Raw genomic sequence first — 18,418 nt, 5'->3', positions numbered from 1 at the left:
CTCCACGGCACCGACACCTGGACCGTGGCCGGATAACCGCAGGCCGCAGGACGCATCGGCGGCGGATCGGCCCGGGGCGGTAATGCCTCGCGACAGCCGCGGTACGGGAGCGGGCTGGCCGAACCGCTTGGCCGGCCCCGCCGCCCGGCACCGTCCGTGCCCCGCGCCGTACGGGCGTCTTGATGGCCCGGCCCCCAGCTCCAGGGGGTCGGGCCGCCGCCTTGTCGGCGCCTTCTATCGGTCCTTCTGCCGGGCCGGCGCCCCGCGCCCCCGACCGGCGCGCGCCGCGCCACCCCTGCTGGACCCGGGGCCGGCCGGGCCGACACCGCCGTCGACGCGGCCACCAGCGCCACCGGCATCGGCAACCGGGGCAGCAGCAACAGCGCCGGCCGCGACCGTACGAGTCCGCCGAACGCCGCCAGGCGCCGCAGCGGCCCCGGCCCCCGCCCCGTCCCCGCGTCGTACGTCGTACTGCTCGCGGGCCGCCAGCACCTCGGGCACCCGCTGCTCCGACCATCGCGCCAGGGCCCACACCTGCGCCGCGGCCTCCTCCCCCAGCGGGGTCAGCGAGTACTCCACGCGCGGCGGGATCACCGGGTAGGCCACCCGGTGCACGAACCCGTCCCGCTCCAGCGTCTGGAGGGTCTGGGCGAGCATCTTCTCGCTGACGCCGCCGACCCGGCGCCGCAGTTCGCTGAACCGGTGCGTGCCTTCCCGCAGCGCCGCCAGCGCCAGCACGCCCCACCGGCTGGTCACGTGCTCAAGGATCAGCCGCGACGGGCACATCGGCGCATGCACGTCCGGCGGTTTCGGCACGTCGAGCGCATCGAGCTGCCGCGCCCCGGCCCCGGCGGAGCCGGCCGGGCCGGCAGGGTCCGCAGCTCCGGCAGGGCCAGCAGCGCCGACAGGGTCAACGGAGCTGGCCGGATCGGCGGGGCTGGCCGGGCTGGCCGGGCTGGCCGCGTCAACGCCCCCATCGGACACCTCCCTGACCTGCATCACGCCTCTCCCACCATTCTGTTTCCGCATGTCAGGCCACCTTCCCTTGATACTAGTACCGTACTTCAAAGTGGGTACTTACGAATGGTTAGTGAGGCGCTTACGGTGACTGGACACGTTCTCACGAGGAGAGACACATGATCGTCGTCACCGGAGCCACCGGTCAGCTCGGCCAGCTCGTCATCGAAGGGCTGTTGGCCAAGGTCGCCGCGGGCGAGCTGCCCGCCGGGGAGATCGCCGCCGTCGTGCGCGACCGCGCCAAGGCCGCCGACCTGGCCGCACGCGGCGTGGAGCTGCGCATCGCCGACTACGGCCAGCCGGAGACGCTGGCGGGTGCCTTCCGCGCCGGCGAGCGGGTGCTGTTCATCTCGGGCAGCGAGGTCGGCCAGCGCGGGCCGCAGCACCAGGCCGTGATCGACGCCGCCAAGGAGGCGGGCGTCGCACTGCTCGCCTACACCGGCATCCTGGGCGGCCCCGCCGCCGACTTCCAACTGGCCGCCGAGCACAAGGTGACCGAACAGGCCATCCTCGACTCCGGCCTGCCGTACGTCTTCCTGCGCAACGGCTGGTACCACGAGAACTACACCGGCCGGCTGGCGTCCGTCCTTGAGCACGGGGCCGTGGTGAGCAACGCGGGCGAGGGCAGGGTGGCCTCGGCGGCCCGGGCCGACTACGCCGCGGCGGCCGTCGCCGTGCTGACCGGAGAGGGGCACGAGGGAGCCGCGTACGAGCTGAGCGGCGACGTGGCCTGGAGCTTCGCTGAGTACGCGGCCGAGGTCGCGGCCCAGTCCGGCAAGCCGGTCAGCCACACCGCCCTCTCGGCCGACGCCCACCAGGAGCTCCTGATCGGCGCCGGTGTGCCGGAGCCGTTCGCCGCGATCCTGGTCGACGTCGACGCCGCCATCGAGCGCGGCTCGCTGGCCGGCACGAGTGGCGATCTGGCTCGTCTGATCGGGCGCCCGACGACGCCGATCGCCGAGTCCATCGCGGCGGCGTTGGCGTTGCGTTAGTCACTCCGCCCGGCCCGGCCCCCTCTCCACGGCCGCCCCACGGCTGCCCGTACGCCCCACACGCCTCACCCTTCTCGCAGTTCACCACGGGTGTGGCGGGCGTACGGCGCGACCGGGGCGGCCGTGGTGTGTCACGGGCCCCGCCGAATGTCATGACCGTATGTCAGGACGGGGCTGACAGACTGCCCGTCGCGACGCTACGTTCGACTCGTCGCCGCCACTGTGGTGGTCAGCCGGGGAGGAAGCGTTGACGTCGGCCAACGAGACGCGCACGGGTCTTGCGTACGGCTTCGCGGCGTACGGCATGTGGGGCCTCTTCCCTCTGTACTGGCCGCTGTTGGAGCCGACCGGGGCGGTCGAGATCCTGGCGCACCGGATGGTGTGGTCGCTCGGCGCCGTGGTGATCATCCTGTTGGTGTTGCGCCGCTGGTCGTGGATCGGCCCGCTGCTGCGGCAGCCCAAGCGGCTGGGACTCATAGCGATCGCCGCCACCGTGATGTCCGTCAACTGGGGCGTCTACATCTGGGGCGTGAACTCCGGCCATGTGGTCGAGGCGGCCCTGGGGTACTTCATCAATCCGCTGGTCAGCATCGCTTTCGGGGTGTTGCTGCTGCATGAGCGGCTGCGTAGGGCCCAGTGGGCGGCGGTCGGTGTCGGCGTGGCCGCCGTGGCGGTCCTGACGGTCGGCTACGGCAAGCCGCCGTGGATCGCGCTGACCCTGGCCTTCTCGTTCGGCACCTACGGCCTCATCAAGAAGCGCCTCGGACTGGACGGTCTGGAGTCGCTCGCGGCCGAGACCGGTATCCAGTTCCTGCCGGCGCTCGGCTTCCTGGTCTTCCTGGGCGCACGTGGCGACAGCACGTTCACCAGCGAGGGCGTGGGGCACGCACTGCTGCTGGTGGGCTGTGGGTTCATCACCGCACTGCCGCTGATCTGCTTCGGCGCCTCGGCCGTCCGGCTGCCGCTGTCCACGATCGGGATGATGCAGTACATCGCGCCGACCTCTCAGTTCGTACTCGGTCTGGTGGTCTTCCACGAGGAGATGCCCATCGAGCGGTGGGCCGGCTTCGCCCTCGTCTGGCTGGCCCTGGCCCTGCTGACCTGGGACGCCCTACGGACCGCGCGCCACTCGCGGGCCGCACTGCGCGCGGCGGCTGCCCGGGCCGGCGCCGCCGCCACGGTCCACCCCGGCGAGTCCGTGGTGGCCTCCTCCGCGGCGGCCCTGGCAGCCCCGGAAGCCCCGTTGGCTGCGGCGGCCGTGGAGCCACCGGCCGCCCAGGCCGCGGAGGCGCCCGGCCAGACCGCCGCCCCGGCCGGGGCCGCAGCGCAGGCCGAACCCCCCGCCGCTCCGGGGCCCGGCGTCCCGGGCCCGTGAGGGCCTGCAGCCGGGCGCCCGCCCGGCCGCTCAGGGCCGGCCCCCGCCGCCAGCCCGCACCGCCGGCCGTCGCGGACGCGCGGAAGCGTCAGCCCAGGGCGTCGGCGAGGTGGGCCATCACCCGTTTCCAGTGCTCGCGCTGCGCGGCCCGCTCCGCTTCGTCCGCCAGCCTCTCCTGGTGGAACCTGAGCACCGCCTTCTCACCGGAGCGGGCCCGGGAGACCGCCACCTGGATCGTGGTGTCCGTGGCGCTGCCGGGCAGCCGGTGGGTCAGCCGGATGCGGTCGCCGGGCCGGTAGCCACGGATCTCGCCGGTGGCGCCGTCGTCGGTCTCGTACGTCGCCCCCTTCTCGCGGTGCAGTTCGGCCCCGGGCCCGAGCCAGATGGCGATGCCCTCGTCACCGCTGATGAAGTCCCAGACCACGGAGGGCGGATGCGGCAGCGTCTTGGACACGCCGATCTCCCATCCGGCGTCCTGCGTCAGCCCCACCGGCCGCTCGCTCCCGGCGTCGGGCTCAGGCGGGCTTGAGCTCGGGCCGCGTCGGGTGCCGGCACCGCTCTCACCCGGGGTGTCCTGGGGCATGGGGGGATCCTTCGGAAGGTCGGAGAAGCCGTCGTCGGGCGTCGCCTGACGGGCGCGCAGGGCACGCACCTTGTGGCGGTTGCCGCAGCGCTGCATGGAGCACCACCGGCGGCGGCCGGGGCGCGAAGTGTCCACGAACAGCAGATAGCAGTTGTCCGTCGCGCATTCCCGCACGCGGTCCACGTACGGGCCGGAGAACAGCTCGATCGCATCACGGGCCACCGTCGACAGCAACTGAAGGCCGGTCGCCGGCTCGTCCCAGTGGCGCTCGGCGGGGCCGTCCAGCCGCGGCACCAAGGGCGGGTGGGCCGCAGCCGCATTGACTATGGCGAGGTCTGCGGGGTCCAGCGGTCGGTCATGCGCCTGGTCGGCAGCCATGCACAGCACCGCGTCCCGCAACTGCCGGGCGGCCACCAACTCCTCCGGCGTCACCTCGACCTCCGGCGTGGGGCTGAGCCGCGAACGCGCCGCCCACTCGACGAGGTCCGCGGGCTGGTGCAGCACCTCGTACCGCACGAACAGGCCCGGGCCGCCGGTCGGCACCAACTCCAGGCACAGCGCCCCGGGGTCAAAGCGGAAGGACGTCCCTTCAGGCGACTTGAGGATCAAACCCATTGCCATCTCGCTCATGTAACCACTATAACTGGTTTCACGGCCCGGGAGAAGTGGGAAACGAACCTGTGGAGGGCGGGCCCGCGGCCCGGAAGGACGCCCCCTCCATCGACAGCCTTCACCGACAACGTGACGACTTTCCCGGCAAGTTGAGCCGGCCGAGCCCGCAACGCAGGTCCACGGAGAGCGCGGACCACCTCAAGAGGAGACAGACATGGAGACGACCCCCCTCGCCTGGAAGGTGGTCATCGATGCCGCAGACCCCCACCGGCAAGCCGCTTTCTGGGCTGCCGCCCTGCACTATCGGGTCGAGGACAACAGCCGGCTGATCTCACGCCTGCTGGCCGTGGGCGCGGTCGACGAGCAGGAGACCGTCGAGTTCCAGGGGCACCTGGCCTGGCGCGACCTCATCGCCATCCGGCACCCCGATGACCCCTTCGACCCCGACAGCGACCTGGGGCGCGGACGGCGCATCCTCTTCCAGCGGGTTCCCGAACCGAAGGTCGTCAAGAACCGACTCCACCTCGACCTCCACAGCCCGCCGGGCGCATTGGAGGGCGAGGTGGCCAGATTGGAAGCGCTCGGCGCGGCGACCCACGAGCGCAGAGCGCGCGGCGGCACCGAGTGGGTCGTCATGACCGATCCGGAAGGAGGGGAGTTCTGCCTGCACTGACCTTCGGCAGCCGGCCCGAGCCGCTCTCCGCCCAGCACCGGGGCTGCCCGAACCCCGTGGGGTAGCCCACCAACTCATCGCCTCGCGCGCGGTCAGGGCCGATGACCGCGCCGGCGGCGTCACGGGGGGCGTGGCTCCACCGGCTCCCCCCGGGCCGGTCACCACCCCGGCACGGTGTCGCGGCCGGCAGGCCGCGACACCGCCGGCCGCGGACGTGGCCGGTGAGGTGACGACGGGACCGGCCACTGGGGTGACGACTGGAATGACCACTGGGACGACCACTGCGCCGAGGACTGAGGTGACCACTGCAATGACGGCTGAGATACCGCAGGAAAGGCGGGGCATTCGCTGCTCAGACCGGGTGTGAACGGTATGCGGGGAGCGGTGTCCGGAATTCCTCTTGACCTTGGCGGAGCAGACACCAGAGCATCATGCACGCGTCAAACTGCTCCCCCTCTCGCCTCATTGGCGCTCCCCGACCTCAGGGCGTGGGCGTCGCCCAGCGAGCTGTTCGTTCCGTCCTATCCGTTCGGATTCCGGAAACCTGGAGCCTCGTATGCCAACGCACCCCACACGTAGTGCTTCCCCGTTGCCTCGGACGTCCTGGCTTCGCCGGGCCGCCACGGCGACCGTCGCCGCCGGAGCCCTCGCCGGGCTGATCGCCGCATCGCCAGCCACCACGGCCTCCGCCACACCCGCGGCGGCGCACACCACGGCGAGCAGCCCGTCCGCCTTCGCCGCCCCCGACATCCCGGTGGCCAACGTCAAGGCCCACCTGAACCAGCTCCAGTCGATCGCCTCGCGGAACGGTGGGAACCGTGCGCACGGCCGCCCCGGCTACCGGGCCTCGATCGACTACATCAAGGCGAAGCTGGACGCCGCCGGGTACACCACGACCGTCCAGCAGTTCACCGCCAGCGGAGCCACCGGGTACAACCTGATCGCCGACTGGCCCGGTGGTGACCCGCAGAACGTGGTGATGGCGGGCGCCCACCTGGACTCGGTGTCCGCAGGCGCGGGCATCAACGACAACGGATCGGGCTCCGCCGCCATCCTCGAATCCGCGCTGGCGGTCTCCCGAGAGGGTCTCAAGCCGACCCAACACCTGCGTTTCGCCTGGTGGGGCGCGGAGGAGTTGGGCATCCTCGGTTCGCGGCACTATGTGAACAGCCTGCCGAGCACCGAGCGGTCGAAGATCGACGCGTACCTCAACTTCGACATGGTCGGGTCTCCCAACCCCGGTTACTTCGTCTATGACGACGACCGTCGGCTGGAGGCGGTGTTCAAGGAGTGGTTCGCCGCCAAGGGCGTCGCCACCGAGATCGAGACCGAGGGCGACGGGCGCTCGGACCACGCCTCGTTCCAGCGGGTCGGTATACCGGTCGGTGGGCTGTTCACCGGCGCCGGCCGCGTCAAGACCGCGGCCCAGGCCCAGAAGTGGGGCGGCACCGCGGGCCAGGCGTTCGACCGCTGCTACCACCGCTCGTGCGACACGACCGCCAACATCAACGACACCGCGCTCGACCGGAACAGCGACGTCATAGCGCACGCGATATGGACGCTCTCCACGTCGCGCTAACCCCTGTGCCGCCGCACTCCAGGCGCAGGCCGAGCACCGGTCGCTGAACGGGCCGGTCTCCCGGCGGCGGCCCCTGGCCGCCGCCGGCCACCGGCCCCACCTGCCCCACCGGGCAGGCGAGCGGCGTGCCTGCGGGTGCGGCCGGGGCGGGGAAGGGGTGCCCCGGCCGCTGGGGCCGCGTCGGTCAGGCCGTGATGTCGCGGGAGGTGAACCGCGCCCAGGTGAGGGAGCCGAAGACGGCCACGTAAAGGCCCTGGAGACCGAGGTTCTTGACGATCTCGTCCCAGTAGACGGGATCTCTGAGGAGGTCGGCGAAGCTGAGCCAGTAGTGGGAGAAGAGGTACGGATGGATCACGTGCAGTTGGGGGATGCTGTCCAGGATCTGCACCGTGATGAGCAGCCCGACGGTTGCGGCCATCGCCGCGATGCCGCTGTTGGTGAGCGTCGAGATGAACAGGCCGAGGGCGGTCAGCCCCACCAGCGAGAGCGCGACCACCGCCGCGACCACCGTGGCCCGGCCGATCCCCTCCGCGAAGGAAATGCGCGTACCGGAGATCAGGGTGACATCGCCCAACGGGAAGAGCAGCGCACCGACCCCCAGCGCGACCAGCGCCACCGTCAGGGTGGCAGCCAGGCAGAACACCAGCGCCGTGACGTACTTGACCAGCAGCAGCCGGGTCCGGCCGGCCGGAGCCACCAGGAGGTAGCGCAGCGTCCCCGCGCTCGCCTCGCCGGCGATGGAGTCGCCGGCTATCACCCCGACCGCCATCGGCAGGAAGACCGGCAGCGTCGCGGCGAGAGAGGTGAAGACGAGGAAGATGCCGTTGTTGGTGACCTGGGTGAGGAAGGCCGGGCCCTCGCCGTCCCCGCCACCGTCGCCGATGGTGCCGCCGTCGCTGGTCTCGATCTTCACGGCGATGCCGACCAGGATCGGTACCAGGGCCAACACCACGAGCAGGGCCAGGGTGCGCCAGCGGCGGAAGGTGATGCCCAGTTCGCTGCGGAACAGGGCCAGCGACCACAGGGGGCTCGTGCTGCGGGGCAGGGCGACGGCTCCACCGCCACGGGGTGCGAGCAAGGGCCCGTCCGCGCCGTGGCCAGCGTGCTGGGTGACGCGCGTCGAGCTGGCCTCACCAGCGCGTTCGTCGGTACCGGACGACACGGTACGCACCTCCGTCTCTGGCTGCGACGACTCTGGCAGCGCTGGTCCTGGTGGCTTCGGCAGCGCCGACCCTGCCGGCTCGGGCGAAGCCGCACGCGCCGCTCGTTGCGCCGGTTCTGCTGGCTCTCCTGGCCCTCCTGGCTGTGGCGACTCTGGCGGGGCGGTTCGCTCCACCGGCCCGGAGGCCGGCTCCGGCGCCGGCGGCTCGGCCTGCGCCTCCGTTTCCGCGGGTCCGGTGGCCGGTCCGGTGACGGGTTCCGCCCGCCCGGCGGCAGGTTCCACCGGCTCAGCGGCCGGCCCGCTCTGATCGGTCGGCTCCCCCTGCCCGGCCGGCACGGCCCGCTCAGCCCGCTCAGCCCGCTCAGCCCGCTCAGCCCGCGACATCGAAGCCCTCCCCGGTCAGTGCGACGAACGCGTCCTCAAGGGAGGCCCGTTCCGTACCGAATCCGCGTACGCGGACGCCGGCGTGGACGAGCGTGGCGTTCAGTTCGGCGAGATCGGCGGGGGCGCCGTCCGAGGGCTGGAGCAGGGGTGGTTCGCCCGTGATCCGGTCGCCGGTGACTTCGAGGTCGGTCACTCCGTACTCCTTGAGGACCCGGACCGCATCGGCCGTGTCGGGGGTGGTGACGACGAGCCGGCCGCGGGTGTCGGCCGCCAGTTCCGCGACCGTGCCCTGGGTGATCAGGCGTCCCTGTGCCATGACGGCCGCATGGGTGCACACGTGCTCGATCTCGTCGAGCAGATGGGAGGAGAGGAAGACCGTGATGCCGTCATCGGCGAGTTCCCGTATCAGGGTGCGGATCTCGCGCATGCCCTGTGGGTCGAGGCCGTTGGTCGGCTCGTCCAGGATGAGCAGGTCACGCGGTTGGAGCAGGGCGGCGGCCAGGCCCAGGCGCTGCTTCATGCCCAACGAGTACGCACGGGCCTTCTTCCCCGATGCCGCCGTCAGGCCCACCCGGTCGAGGGCCGCGGCGACCCGGGCCGGACGGGTGTGCGGATCGGCGGTCGGGTCGGCGGCGTCGTACCTGATGAGGTTGTCCCGGCCGGACAGGAACCCGTACAGGGCGGGTCCCTCGATCAGTGCGCCGACCTTGGGCAGGACGTGGCGGGAGGCGCGCGGCATGGGCGCACCGAGCAGCCTGGCGGCGCCCGATGTCGGCTCGATCAGGCCCATCAGCATCCGGATGGTGGTCGTCTTCCCCGAGCCGTTGGGCCCGAGGAAGCCGAAGACGCTGCCGCGCGGCACGACCAGGTCGAGCCCGTCCACGGCGAGCTGCCCACCCCGGTACCGCTTCGTGAGCCCGCGGGTCTCCACCGCGGGCGTCGATCCGGCGGACGGCTCGTCCACAGGCTCCCCCTTCGTCGTCCGGGCCTTCACCCGGTTCGTGCCAACGGTCCGCATGCGCGGCTTCTCGTGCCTCTCGTACGTCGCCCTACCCGGCAGCCGCCCCGACCCACCAGGCCGGCTCCCCGCGCACGAGCGATCTTCACCTGACCGTACGACGCCCCGGCCTCCGCCCCAGTGTCACCCCGCGGGGTTCAAGACCGCGGCCCCCTCACCGCCCCACCCGGCCCCGTCCGGGCCAGGAGGGCCGGGCCGGAGCCCCGCGCGCGGCCCGGGTGACGGCCGTGGGGCCGTGCCATGGGGGTGGCGAGCCGGTGCGGTCGGGCGGGCCGCCCCTGCGGGGCTCACCGGCCCGGCTCGGACGCAACGCCTGGTCACCTGCGGACCACCCCCGCTCGTCCGCGGGGCCGGGCGCCGGCGCAACGCACCCGCCCCAGCCGGCGCGGCAGGCCCCCGCCCGGAGCCGCGCCCGTCACTCGGCCCCGCCATCCGCACGGGCCACGGGCGCCGCACGGGACCCGGGGTACGCGCGGTGCTCGGTGTCCGCGCGGTGCTCGGTGTCCGTGCGGACAGAGCGGGTGGTGGGTGGGCCGGTGACCGCGGGAGTGCCCGGGTCGCCGGGGTCGGCCGCCGCTGCGGCAGCGGGCCCCGCCGAAGCGCCCACCGCCGGCGCCACGTGCACCGCCGGGACCGGGTCGGGACCGGGAACGAGCTGACCGGGGTGGCCACGGCAGGTGGGGCCTGCGGGGTCAGTGGTGCGGCGGTGGTACTGGCCGTGGCCATGGGGTTGGTCCTGGCCGTGGGGTGGGTCCTGGGGCGGGGGCGGGCCATGGGGTTGAACGCGGCCGGAGGGTTGGCGCTGGTCCTGGGGACGGCAACGGCCGTGAGGTGGGTGGCCGCGACCGTGACGTTGGGGTCGGGGTGGCTTCGGTGGGTGTCGCAGGCCCGGCTGCGGCGGGTGGCAGCGGCGTACGGAGGGCGGGGCAGGACGGCTGCGCGGCAAAGCCGCCCGGAGGTGCGTACCGCGAGGGCGGGCGCACGACCGGGCGGCCGGGTACCGATCAGCGGTGCCGATCGTCGGGCGGTCCGGACGGTGCTGGACGGGCGGGATCCCGCCCGCCCGTCCGGTGTCCGGCGGGCCGGGGCCGCCACGGACGGCAACCCCGTGCCCGCTTCGCGTCGGCTACTTGCCCGCGTTGGCTGCCTCGATCAGCGTGTCCTTGCCGACCGCGCCGACGTAGACGGCGCCGTCGTCCGTCAGCAGGGCGTTGACCAGGCGGGTGGAGAACACCGTGCCACTGCCGAAGTCGCCCTTGACCTTGTCGCCGAGCTTGTCCAGGAACTGTTGGGCAACGGCGCCCTCGTCACTGTCACCCTGCTCGCCGGTGGGCACGCCACCGGGCAGCTTGAGCTTGGCGACCGTGCCCCAGCCCTCGCCGATCACGTTCAGACCGGAGAGGTCCTTGGCGTCCAGTTCCGCGTGCGGCAGCGCCTTGTCTGCCTTGCGGTCGAGGTCCTTCTGCTCGGTGACCTTGGCGCCCTTGGGCGGCGTGAAGTCGAAGGTGCTCGCCTTCGGCTTGCCGAAGTCGACCTTGGTGAAGCCCACCTCGATGGCGGCCTTGCCACCGCTCTTCGGTGCGAGCGTGAACTTGAGCGGCACGCCGTTGTCGGCGTCCACCGCGATCCGGATGTCGCCGAGGGTGGTGTCACCCTGCGGCGTGATCTTGAGCTGGTAGGCATCGCGCCCGGCGACCTTCGCCGTGCCGTCCACCGAGACGGACGTGGTGTCGTCCGCCGCGGCCAGGACCTTCTTGGCCAGCTCCTGCGGAGTGGCGTCGGTCAGGTCCTTCGGCAGCTTCTCCGCCTGCTTGCCCTTGCCGTACGAGCGGTCGTGCTTGGGTGCGGTCGCGTGGTAGACGCTGTTGCTGCCACTGTCGTACGCCCACACCTGGTCGGCGTTGTGGATCAGGCTGTACTCGGCGGCGTCCTCGATGATCGAGACGCGCTGCTTCTCCGGGCCGTCGAAGGCGACGCGCAGCGTGTGCGAGCCGGCCGCCAGTTCGGTCAGCTTGGCCTGCGGCGCGGCGGAGCCCGGGCCGTCGTCGGAGCCCTCGTGGTCGCCACCGCCAAGACCGCCGAACCCGCCCAGCGAGGAGCCCGCCGAGAGGCCGGGAATGCCCAGGTCCGTGCTGATCTTCACCGAGCCGGAGAGCTGCTGCGTGTCCGATGCGGCGATCTTCGCTATGAGTTCTTCAGCCGTGATCTTCGGCAGGTCGGGGTCGCCGGTGTTGGCGAGCGCCGGGACCAGCCCGATCGTCGCCGCAGCCACCCCCGCCACCGCAACCGGGACGGCGTACCGCGCAGCTTTGTGTCGCCGTGCGGGGCGCTCGTCGCCCCAGTCTCCCGTGGCCTGTGTCGATCGGGTTCGTGCCGTCACTGCTCTACCTCCGTCGTCGGCCGGCGGTCCATCAACATCGCACTCGTCCACCCTCGGGTTCATTGTGACCCGTTCCGCCGTGTGGTGACTTCTTCATCCCATCAAAAGCGCCGCCCCGTAGCGTCCCCCCGCAGGAGCAACATCCCGTACCCCTGCGGGATGACGTCCGTACGACGAAAGAACAGGGTTATCGGGGCAAGACCAGGGCCGCGTACGGGAACTCCGGCCGCTCGTCCGGCTGCCGCGCAGGTGGCTCCACCCGTGGTACGTGCCCACTCCCCCGTCCCGCCGAGCGCCCGCGCCACCCCTCAGGCACCCGCGGGTGCGCACCTCGGCGGCCCGCCGCCGTCCCGCCGCCGCACAGGGCCACCGCCCCGCGGCCCCGCAGACTCAGGGCCCCACTGCCCCGCAGGTACGGCAGGGGCGCGGGCAGGTACCCGTACGTCCCCCGCGGGGACGCCCGTCCTGCGGTCCGCTCAGGGGCCGCCGGTCGCGGGCCGCGGGGTACGCGGCCGTGGTGGGTCAGCCGGCGCGGTGGACGACCGCGTCGCACAGGCTCTCAAGGGCCACCCGCGCGGGGCCGTCGGGGAGCGGGGCGAGCATGGCGCGGGCCTCCGCGGCGTACCGCAGGGTGTCGCGTCGGGCCTGCTCCAGCGCGGGGTGGGCGCGCAGTCGGTGCAGCACCTCGGCGTGCCGGGCGTCGTCCGAGAGGTCACCTTCAAGGAGTGCGCACAGTTCGCGGTCGGCCGCCGAACCGGTCGCGCGGGCCTGGGCCCGCAGGTGCAGCACCGGCAGCGTGGCAATGCCCTCGCGCAGGTCGGTGCCGGGGGTCTTGCCCGATTCGTGCGAGTCGCTGGCGATGTCGAGTACGTCATCGGCGAGCTGGAAGGCGATGCCGAGGCGCTCCCCGTACTGGGTGAGCACGCTGATGGTGCTCTCGTCGGCGCCGGCCATCATCGCGCCGAGCCGGCCCGAGACGGCGACCAGCGAGCCGGTCTTGCCGGCCAGGACGTCCAGGTAGTGGTCGATCGGGTCGCGGCCGTCGCGCGGCCCGGCCGTCTCCAGGATCTGGCCGGTGACCAGCCGTTCGAACGCCTCGGCCTGGATGCGGACCGCCTCCGGGCCCAGGTCGGCCAGGATGTGCGAGGCGCGGGCAAAGAGGAAGTCGCCGGTCAGGACGGCGAGCGAGTTGCCCCAGCGGCTGTTGGCGCTGGCCACGCCGCGGCGTACGTCGGCCTCGTCCATGACGTCGTCGTGGTAGAGGGTCGCCAGGTGGGTCAGCTCGACGACGACGGCCGACGGTACGACGCCCGGTGCGTGCGGGTCCCCGAACTGTGCCGCCAGCAGCACCAGGAGCGGCCGGAAGCGCTTGCCGCCCGCGCGCACCAGGTGCTGGGCCGCCTCCGTGATGAACGGCACGTCGCTCTTGGTGGCCTCCAGCAGGCCCTCTTCGACGGCCACCAACCCGGCTTGGGTATCGGCTTCCAGAGCCTGGTCCCGCACGGTCAGCCCAAGGGGCCCGACGACGGTCACGAGAGGTACTCCTGTCTGCCTACGATCACGTGGAATGTCGATGTGTCGCTGTCTCCACCACGAGGCAGCGTATCCGGTCGGGTATCGATCACCGTGAGCGCCTTCCCGGCCGGGCTGCTCCCCGGATCGTTCGGCGCTTCAAGATCACTGCCCCGGATCGTCCGTCTTGCGCGGGCGGGTATGCCCCGGTCGGCACGGATTCGTCCGCGCTGCCGGCGGATTGCCACCAGATGGCGCTTGGGCGAACGGCCCGCCCGGGAGCGGCCGGGGCCCCGCCCCACGTCCCCGGCTACCCCCCGAGGTGCCCCGCACACCGCCGCGCCGAACCTCATGCGCCCGCAGGAACCTGCCGCCCCCACGACGGGCGCCCGCACCCCGCACCGCCACCCTCATCCACCTCAAGCCACCCCACCTACGGGGAGACGTACACACCCCGTCCACATCCGCCCCACCCACTCCGCCCCACCCACAAGAAGGGGCAAGCACCTCACCGGCCCACCCACAAGGAGGCGTACGGGGCCCGCCCCACCCCCGTCTGACGCCGCCCGGCGCCACCCCCACAGCCCGGGCACCCACAGGGCCCGGGCACCCACACCAACCACCACACCCCCGACTCGACCGACCCGGCCCACCCCTCGCCGCCCGCACCCCCACCCCGCGGGCCGCGGCAGCCGGAGCCCGGGGTTGACGCCATGCACGCATCAGCCGCCTCCACAGGCTCCCCCACCTCCTCCACCACACAAACTGTGAGGAACATCCCGCACACGCAGCGCACCCGAACGGCACACCCGACCGCCGCCGACCCGCACCCCACACCCCACGCCTCCGCAACCCACATTCCCCACACCCAGCAGCAGCCGCCCCACACCCCACAGCCCCCCAACCCGAGCCACCCCACCGCTGGCGAACAAGCACGCCGAAGGCCCGCCCGGGCGGCAGAGGCAGGGAACGGAACTCCGCAATCCGGGGAGCGAGTTCCGAAATGCGGCACACCAGCACCGATATAGAAGACCTGCTGTCCGATATCCGAACAACCTCGGTGTACAGGAACGGCCCTCCGACCCCCTTCCACCCGCAATTTCACGACGTAGTCTGTGGCCTGCCAGCTTGGAGACGAGGAGAAGGCGAGGCAGCACCCCATGCCCCAGCACAGCCCGTTCGACCTGGCCGAGGGCGACCCCTTCGGTCCGCACAACCTGCCGTACGGCGTCTTCACCACCGCCGACGAGCCGCAGCGGCGGCGGATCGGCGTCCGGTTCGGCTCGTACCTCCTGGATGTGCACGCGCTGGCCGAGGCCACCGGTTCCGCCCACGCCGCCGTGCTCGCCGCGCCCACCCTCAACCCGCTGCTCGCCGCCGGACGCCCGGTCTGGACCGCCGTCCGCGCGGAGTTGACCAGCGCCCTCACCGACCCGGCGGCGCGCGCAACCGTCGAACCGCTGCTCCTGCCGCTGGCCGACGTCACGCTGCACCTCCCGTACGAGGTGGCCGACTACGTCGACTTCTACGCGAGCGAGCACCACGCCAGCAACGTCGGCCAGATCTTCCGGCCCAACAGCGACCCGCTGACGCCCAACTGGAAGCACCTGCCCATCGGTTACCACGGCCGCGCCGGCACCATCGTGGTCAGCGGCACCCCGGTGCCCCGCCCCTCCGGCCAGCGCAAGGCGCCCGCCGACGCCGCCCCCACCTTCGGGCCGTCGCAGCGCCTGGACATCGAGGCGGAGATGGCGTTCGTCGTCGGCACGCCGTCCGAGCCGGGCAAGCCCGTGCCGCTGGGCGCCTTCGCCGACCACGTCTTCGGCGTGAGCCTGCTCAACGACTGGTCGGCGCGCGACATCCAGGCGTGGGAGTACGTGCCGCTCGGCCCGTTCCTCGGCAAGTCCTTCGCCACCTCGGTCTCCGCCTGGGTCACCCCGCTGGACGCGCTGGCCCACGCCCGTACGGCGCCGCCGGCACGGGACTTCCCGCTGTTGCCGTACCTGGACGACTCGGACGCGGCCGAGCCCGACGGCTTCGACATCCGCCTGGAGGTCGCGCTGAACGGGCACGTCATCTCGCGCCCACCGTTCTCCGCCATGTACTGGACGGCCGCGCAGCAGCTCGCGCACATGACCGTGAACGGCGCCACGCTGCGCACCGGCGACGTGTTCGCCTCCGGCACCATCAGCGGCCCGAACCCCGAAGAGCGCGGCTGCCTGCTCGAACTGACCTGGTCGGGCCGCGACCCGGTGGAACTCCCCACCGGCAAGCGGGCCTTCCTCGAAGACGGCGACGAGGTCACGATCACCGCCTGGGCCCCCGGCCCGGACGGCGTGCGCATCGGCCTCGGCGAGGTCACCGGCCAGATCACCGCCGCCGGCTGACCCGCCGTCGCCCCACCCAACGCCCGCCGGGCGCCCGCCGAACGCCGATCGGCTGCACACCGGCTGCACACCAACTGCCCACCGGTGGTACGGCCTCCGGCCCCCGTCCGTCCGGCCCCGTACGCCAAGCGGCCACCAGATGCCCCGTCCCGCCGCCCGCGGCCCGTCCGGCCGCTGGCGCGGGCGGGCCTGCTGCTACGTTGTCAGGCTCCTGACCAAGTACAGCGGCCGTTCCGGGGGACGGGGCGGTCGGAACGGATGGAGAAGCGCGTGCGCAAGGCAGCCACGATCGCTGGTGCGTCGGTCCTCGCCGCCCTGCTCGTCACGGGGTGCGGCAGCAGTGACGGCGACGGCGACAAGGACGGCGACAAGGCGAAGCAGACGCCCACGGGGGCCGAGCAGCAGCCGAGCGATGCGCCGGCGGACGACGCCGGCGAGGGCGCGAAGGTCGAGGGCACGTACCTGACCAAGGACGCCGGCGACGGGCAGCGCCTGGTGCTCGTCATCAAGGACAAGACCGCAGTCCTGGCGGGCCCGCGCGCCTGCACCGGCACCTACCAGCAGAACACGCTGATGCTCAAGTGCGCCGATGGCAACACCGACCGCACCATGGGCAAGGTCACGCCGGGCGCGGACGGCAGCCTCACCGTCGACTGGGACGCGCTCTCCGAGAACGACGTCTTCCTCCAGCCGAAGCCCGGCGACGCCATCCCCACCCCGTCCGGCCTCCCCACCGACCTGGGTGACCTGGGCGACCTCGGGGACCTGGGCGACCTCAAGAACACCGGCGGCCTCGGCGGCTGACCCCGCGCCCCTCTCACCTGGCCCCGAGCCGCCCCGGCCCGCACAAGCCACCACGCCCCGCGGCCCGCGGCCCGCGCAAGCCGGCCCGCCCGTGCCCCGCGCGCGCCGCGGGCCCGCGTACGGCCACCCCACGGCCCGTGCCCGGCCGCCAGGCCCCGGCCCGCGCACCCCAAAGACGCGGCTCCTCCCGAACCGAGCGGGAGGAGCCGGGCCGAAAGCCGTCATGCGGCGCCGCTGGCCGGCACTCACAGGCCACAGCGCGGCGCCGGGGCGGGGCGGGAGCTACCGTACGAAGACCCCCGCATCGCCGGCCAGTTCCAGGAAGTACTGCGGCGCGACGCCCAGCACCAGCGTGACCGCGACCCCGATGGCGATCGCCGACGAGGTCAGCACGCTCGGTACCGCGACCGTGGGGCCGTCCGCCCGGGGCTCGCTGAAGAACATCAGCACGATGACCCGGATGTAGAAGAACGCGGCGATGGCCGACGACACCACGCCCACCACGACCAGCGCGCCCGCGCCGCCCTCGGCCGCCGCCTTGAAGACCGCGAACTTGCCGGCGAATCCCGAGGTGAGCGGGATGCCGGCGAAGGCCAGCAGGAAGACCGCGAAGACCGCCCCGACCAGTGGCGAACGCCGGCCGAGCCCGGCCCACTTCGACAGGTGGGTGGCCTCGCCACCCGCGTCCCGCACCAGCGTGACCACGGCGAACGCGCCCAGCGTCACGAAGGAGTAGGCCGCCAGGTAGAAGAGGACCGAGGAGACGCCCTGCTCGTTGGTGGCGATCACGCCCGCCAGGATGAAGCCGGCGTGGGCGATGGAGGAGTACGCGAGCAGCCGCTTCATGTCGGTCTGGGTGACCGCGACGATCGCGCCGCCCAGCATGGTGACGATGGCCACCCCCCACATCACCGGGCGCCAGTCCCACCGCAGTCCCGGCAGCACCACGTACAACAGGCGCAGCAGCGCGCCGAAGGCCGCGACCTTGGTGGCCGCCGCCATGAAGCCGGTGACCGGGGTCGGGGCGCCCTGGTAGACGTCCGGGGTCCACATGTGGAACGGCACTGCGCCGACCTTGAAGAGCAGCCCCATCAGCACCATCGCGCCGCCGATCAGCAGCAGTGCGTCGTTGCCCATCGTCTGGGCCAGCGCCGGGGTGATGTCGGCGACCTCGCCGTCGACCACGTCGGCGATCCGGGCGTAGCTGACCGAGCCCGCGTACCCGTACAGCAGGGCGATGCCGAACAGCAGGAACGCCGAGGAGAACGCGCCGAGGAGGAAGTACTTGACCGCCGACTCCTGTGACATGAGCCGCTGGCGGCGGGCCAGCGCACACAGCACGTACAGCGGCAGCGAGAACACCTCAAGGGCGACGAACAGCGTCAGCAGGTCGTTGGCCGAGGGGAAGACCAGCAGCCCGGCGACCGCGAACATCAGCAGCGGGAAGACCTCGGTGGTGGTGAAGCCTGCGCGGGTGGCCTCCCGCTCGGCGTCGCCGCCGGGCACCGCCGCGGCCTGGGCCGCGAACGAGTCCACCCGGTTGCCGTGCGCCGCCGGATCGAGCCGGCGCTCGGCGAAGGTGAAGACCGCGACCAGCGAGACCAGCAGGATGGTGCCCTGGAGGAAGAGCGCCGGGCCGTCCACCGCGATGGCGCCCTCCGCCGCGACCCGGGCCTTGCTGGTGCCGTAGTCGCTGACGGCCAGGCCGATGACGGCGGCGAACGCGCCGGCGACGCCCAGCACGCTGGTGAGCAACTGCGCCCCGTACCGCGCCTTGCGGGGCAGCAGCGCCTCGATCAGTACGCCCACGATGGCCGCGCCGAGAATGATCAGCGTGGGGGAGAGCTGGCCGTACTCGATGTGCGGCGCCTCGAACTTCTCCGGCGACTCGGCCGCCGTGGTCCACAGGCTGTGGACCGTTCCGGGATCTGCCACGGCGC

12 protein-coding genes and 2 pseudogenes are annotated in these 18,418 nt (G+C 72.7%); 6 read left to right on the top strand and 8 right to left on the bottom strand.

Going from position 1 to position 18,418, the window contains the following annotated elements:
- Positions 1-456: 456 nt before the first annotated feature.
- Positions 457-786 (bottom strand): annotated as a pseudogene (locus ACMA1D_RS11730) (winged helix-turn-helix transcriptional regulator); the annotation flags it as partial.
- 350 nt (positions 787-1,136) lie between these two features.
- Here ACMA1D_RS11730 and ACMA1D_RS11725 point away from each other — a divergent pair.
- Positions 1,137-2,009, top strand: coding sequence for an SDR family oxidoreductase (locus tag ACMA1D_RS11725; protein ID WP_414723836.1), 873 nt, complete (start codon positions 1,137-1,139; stop codon positions 2,007-2,009).
- A 247-nt stretch (positions 2,010-2,256) separates the two neighbouring features.
- Positions 2,257-3,384: an EamA family transporter RarD gene (rarD, locus tag ACMA1D_RS11720; protein ID WP_414723835.1), complete on the top strand. Its 1,128-nt coding sequence runs from the start codon at positions 2,257-2,259 to the stop codon at positions 3,382-3,384.
- Positions 3,385-3,472: 88 nt separating this feature from the next.
- Here rarD and ACMA1D_RS11715 read toward each other — a convergent pair whose 3' ends face one another.
- Both ACMA1D_RS11715 and ACMA1D_RS11710 read right to left on the bottom strand, forming a co-directional pair.
- Entirely contained in the window at positions 3,473-3,967 is a 495-nt protein-coding gene (locus ACMA1D_RS11715; protein WP_414723840.1) for an SRPBCC family protein, read from the bottom strand.
- A 42-nt stretch (positions 3,968-4,009) separates the two neighbouring features.
- Positions 4,010-4,597: pseudogene (locus ACMA1D_RS11710) on the bottom strand (CGNR zinc finger domain-containing protein); the annotation flags it as partial.
- Between the two features lie 196 nt (positions 4,598-4,793).
- Between ACMA1D_RS11710 and ACMA1D_RS11705 the strand changes: the two are divergent.
- Both ACMA1D_RS11705 and ACMA1D_RS11700 read left to right on the top strand, forming a co-directional pair.
- The gene (locus ACMA1D_RS11705; protein ID WP_414723834.1) at positions 4,794-5,252 is read left to right on the top strand and encodes a VOC family protein; all 459 of its coding nucleotides are present in this window, start codon (positions 4,794-4,796) and stop codon (positions 5,250-5,252) included.
- 556 nt (positions 5,253-5,808) lie between these two features.
- Positions 5,809-6,831 (top strand): M28 family metallopeptidase, encoded by a 1,023-nt coding sequence (locus ACMA1D_RS11700; protein WP_414723833.1) that lies wholly within the window; start codon positions 5,809-5,811, stop codon positions 6,829-6,831.
- A gap of 184 nt (positions 6,832-7,015) precedes the next feature.
- Here the strand turns inward: ACMA1D_RS11700 and ACMA1D_RS11695 are convergent, their stop codons facing one another.
- The 4 genes from ACMA1D_RS11695 to ACMA1D_RS11680 form a co-directional block, all read right to left on the bottom strand.
- A complete protein-coding gene (locus tag ACMA1D_RS11695) occupies positions 7,016-7,993 on the bottom strand; it encodes an ABC transporter permease (RefSeq protein WP_414723832.1) in 978 nt (325 codons plus the stop codon).
- Between the two features lie 370 nt (positions 7,994-8,363).
- Positions 8,364-9,341, bottom strand: coding sequence for an ABC transporter ATP-binding protein (locus ACMA1D_RS11690; RefSeq protein WP_414723831.1), 978 nt, complete (start codon positions 9,339-9,341; stop codon positions 8,364-8,366).
- A gap of 1,180 nt (positions 9,342-10,521) precedes the next feature.
- Positions 10,522-11,667, bottom strand: a complete 1,146-nt coding sequence (locus ACMA1D_RS11685; RefSeq protein ID WP_414723830.1) for a LolA family protein — start codon at positions 11,665-11,667, stop codon at positions 10,522-10,524.
- 630 nt (positions 11,668-12,297) lie between these two features.
- On the bottom strand, positions 12,298-13,308 hold the full coding sequence (locus ACMA1D_RS11680; protein ID WP_414723829.1) for a polyprenyl synthetase family protein: 1,011 nt from the start codon (positions 13,306-13,308) through the stop codon (positions 12,298-12,300).
- A 1,139-nt stretch (positions 13,309-14,447) separates the two neighbouring features.
- Here ACMA1D_RS11680 and fahA point away from each other — a divergent pair.
- On the top strand, positions 14,448-15,674 hold the full coding sequence (gene fahA, locus ACMA1D_RS11675; protein WP_414723828.1) for a fumarylacetoacetase: 1,227 nt from the start codon (positions 14,448-14,450) through the stop codon (positions 15,672-15,674).
- Positions 15,675-15,944: 270 nt separating this feature from the next.
- Positions 15,945-16,478 (top strand): hypothetical protein, encoded by a 534-nt coding sequence (locus tag ACMA1D_RS11670; RefSeq protein ID WP_414723827.1) that lies wholly within the window; start codon positions 15,945-15,947, stop codon positions 16,476-16,478.
- A gap of 282 nt (positions 16,479-16,760) precedes the next feature.
- Here ACMA1D_RS11670 and nuoN read toward each other — a convergent pair whose 3' ends face one another.
- The gene (nuoN, locus tag ACMA1D_RS11665) at positions 16,761-18,413 is read right to left on the bottom strand and encodes an NADH-quinone oxidoreductase subunit NuoN (protein ID WP_414723826.1); all 1,653 of its coding nucleotides are present in this window, start codon (positions 18,411-18,413) and stop codon (positions 16,761-16,763) included.
- Between the last annotated feature and the right edge of the window lie 5 nt (positions 18,414-18,418).

Origin of the sequence: Streptomyces sp. 796.1 (assembly GCF_047525675.1) — a bacterium.
Taxonomy (GTDB): domain Bacteria; phylum Actinomycetota; class Actinomycetes; order Streptomycetales; family Streptomycetaceae; genus Streptomyces.
Note: the sequence above shows the minus strand (reverse complement) of the source record. Positions and strands in the feature narration are given on the sequence as shown.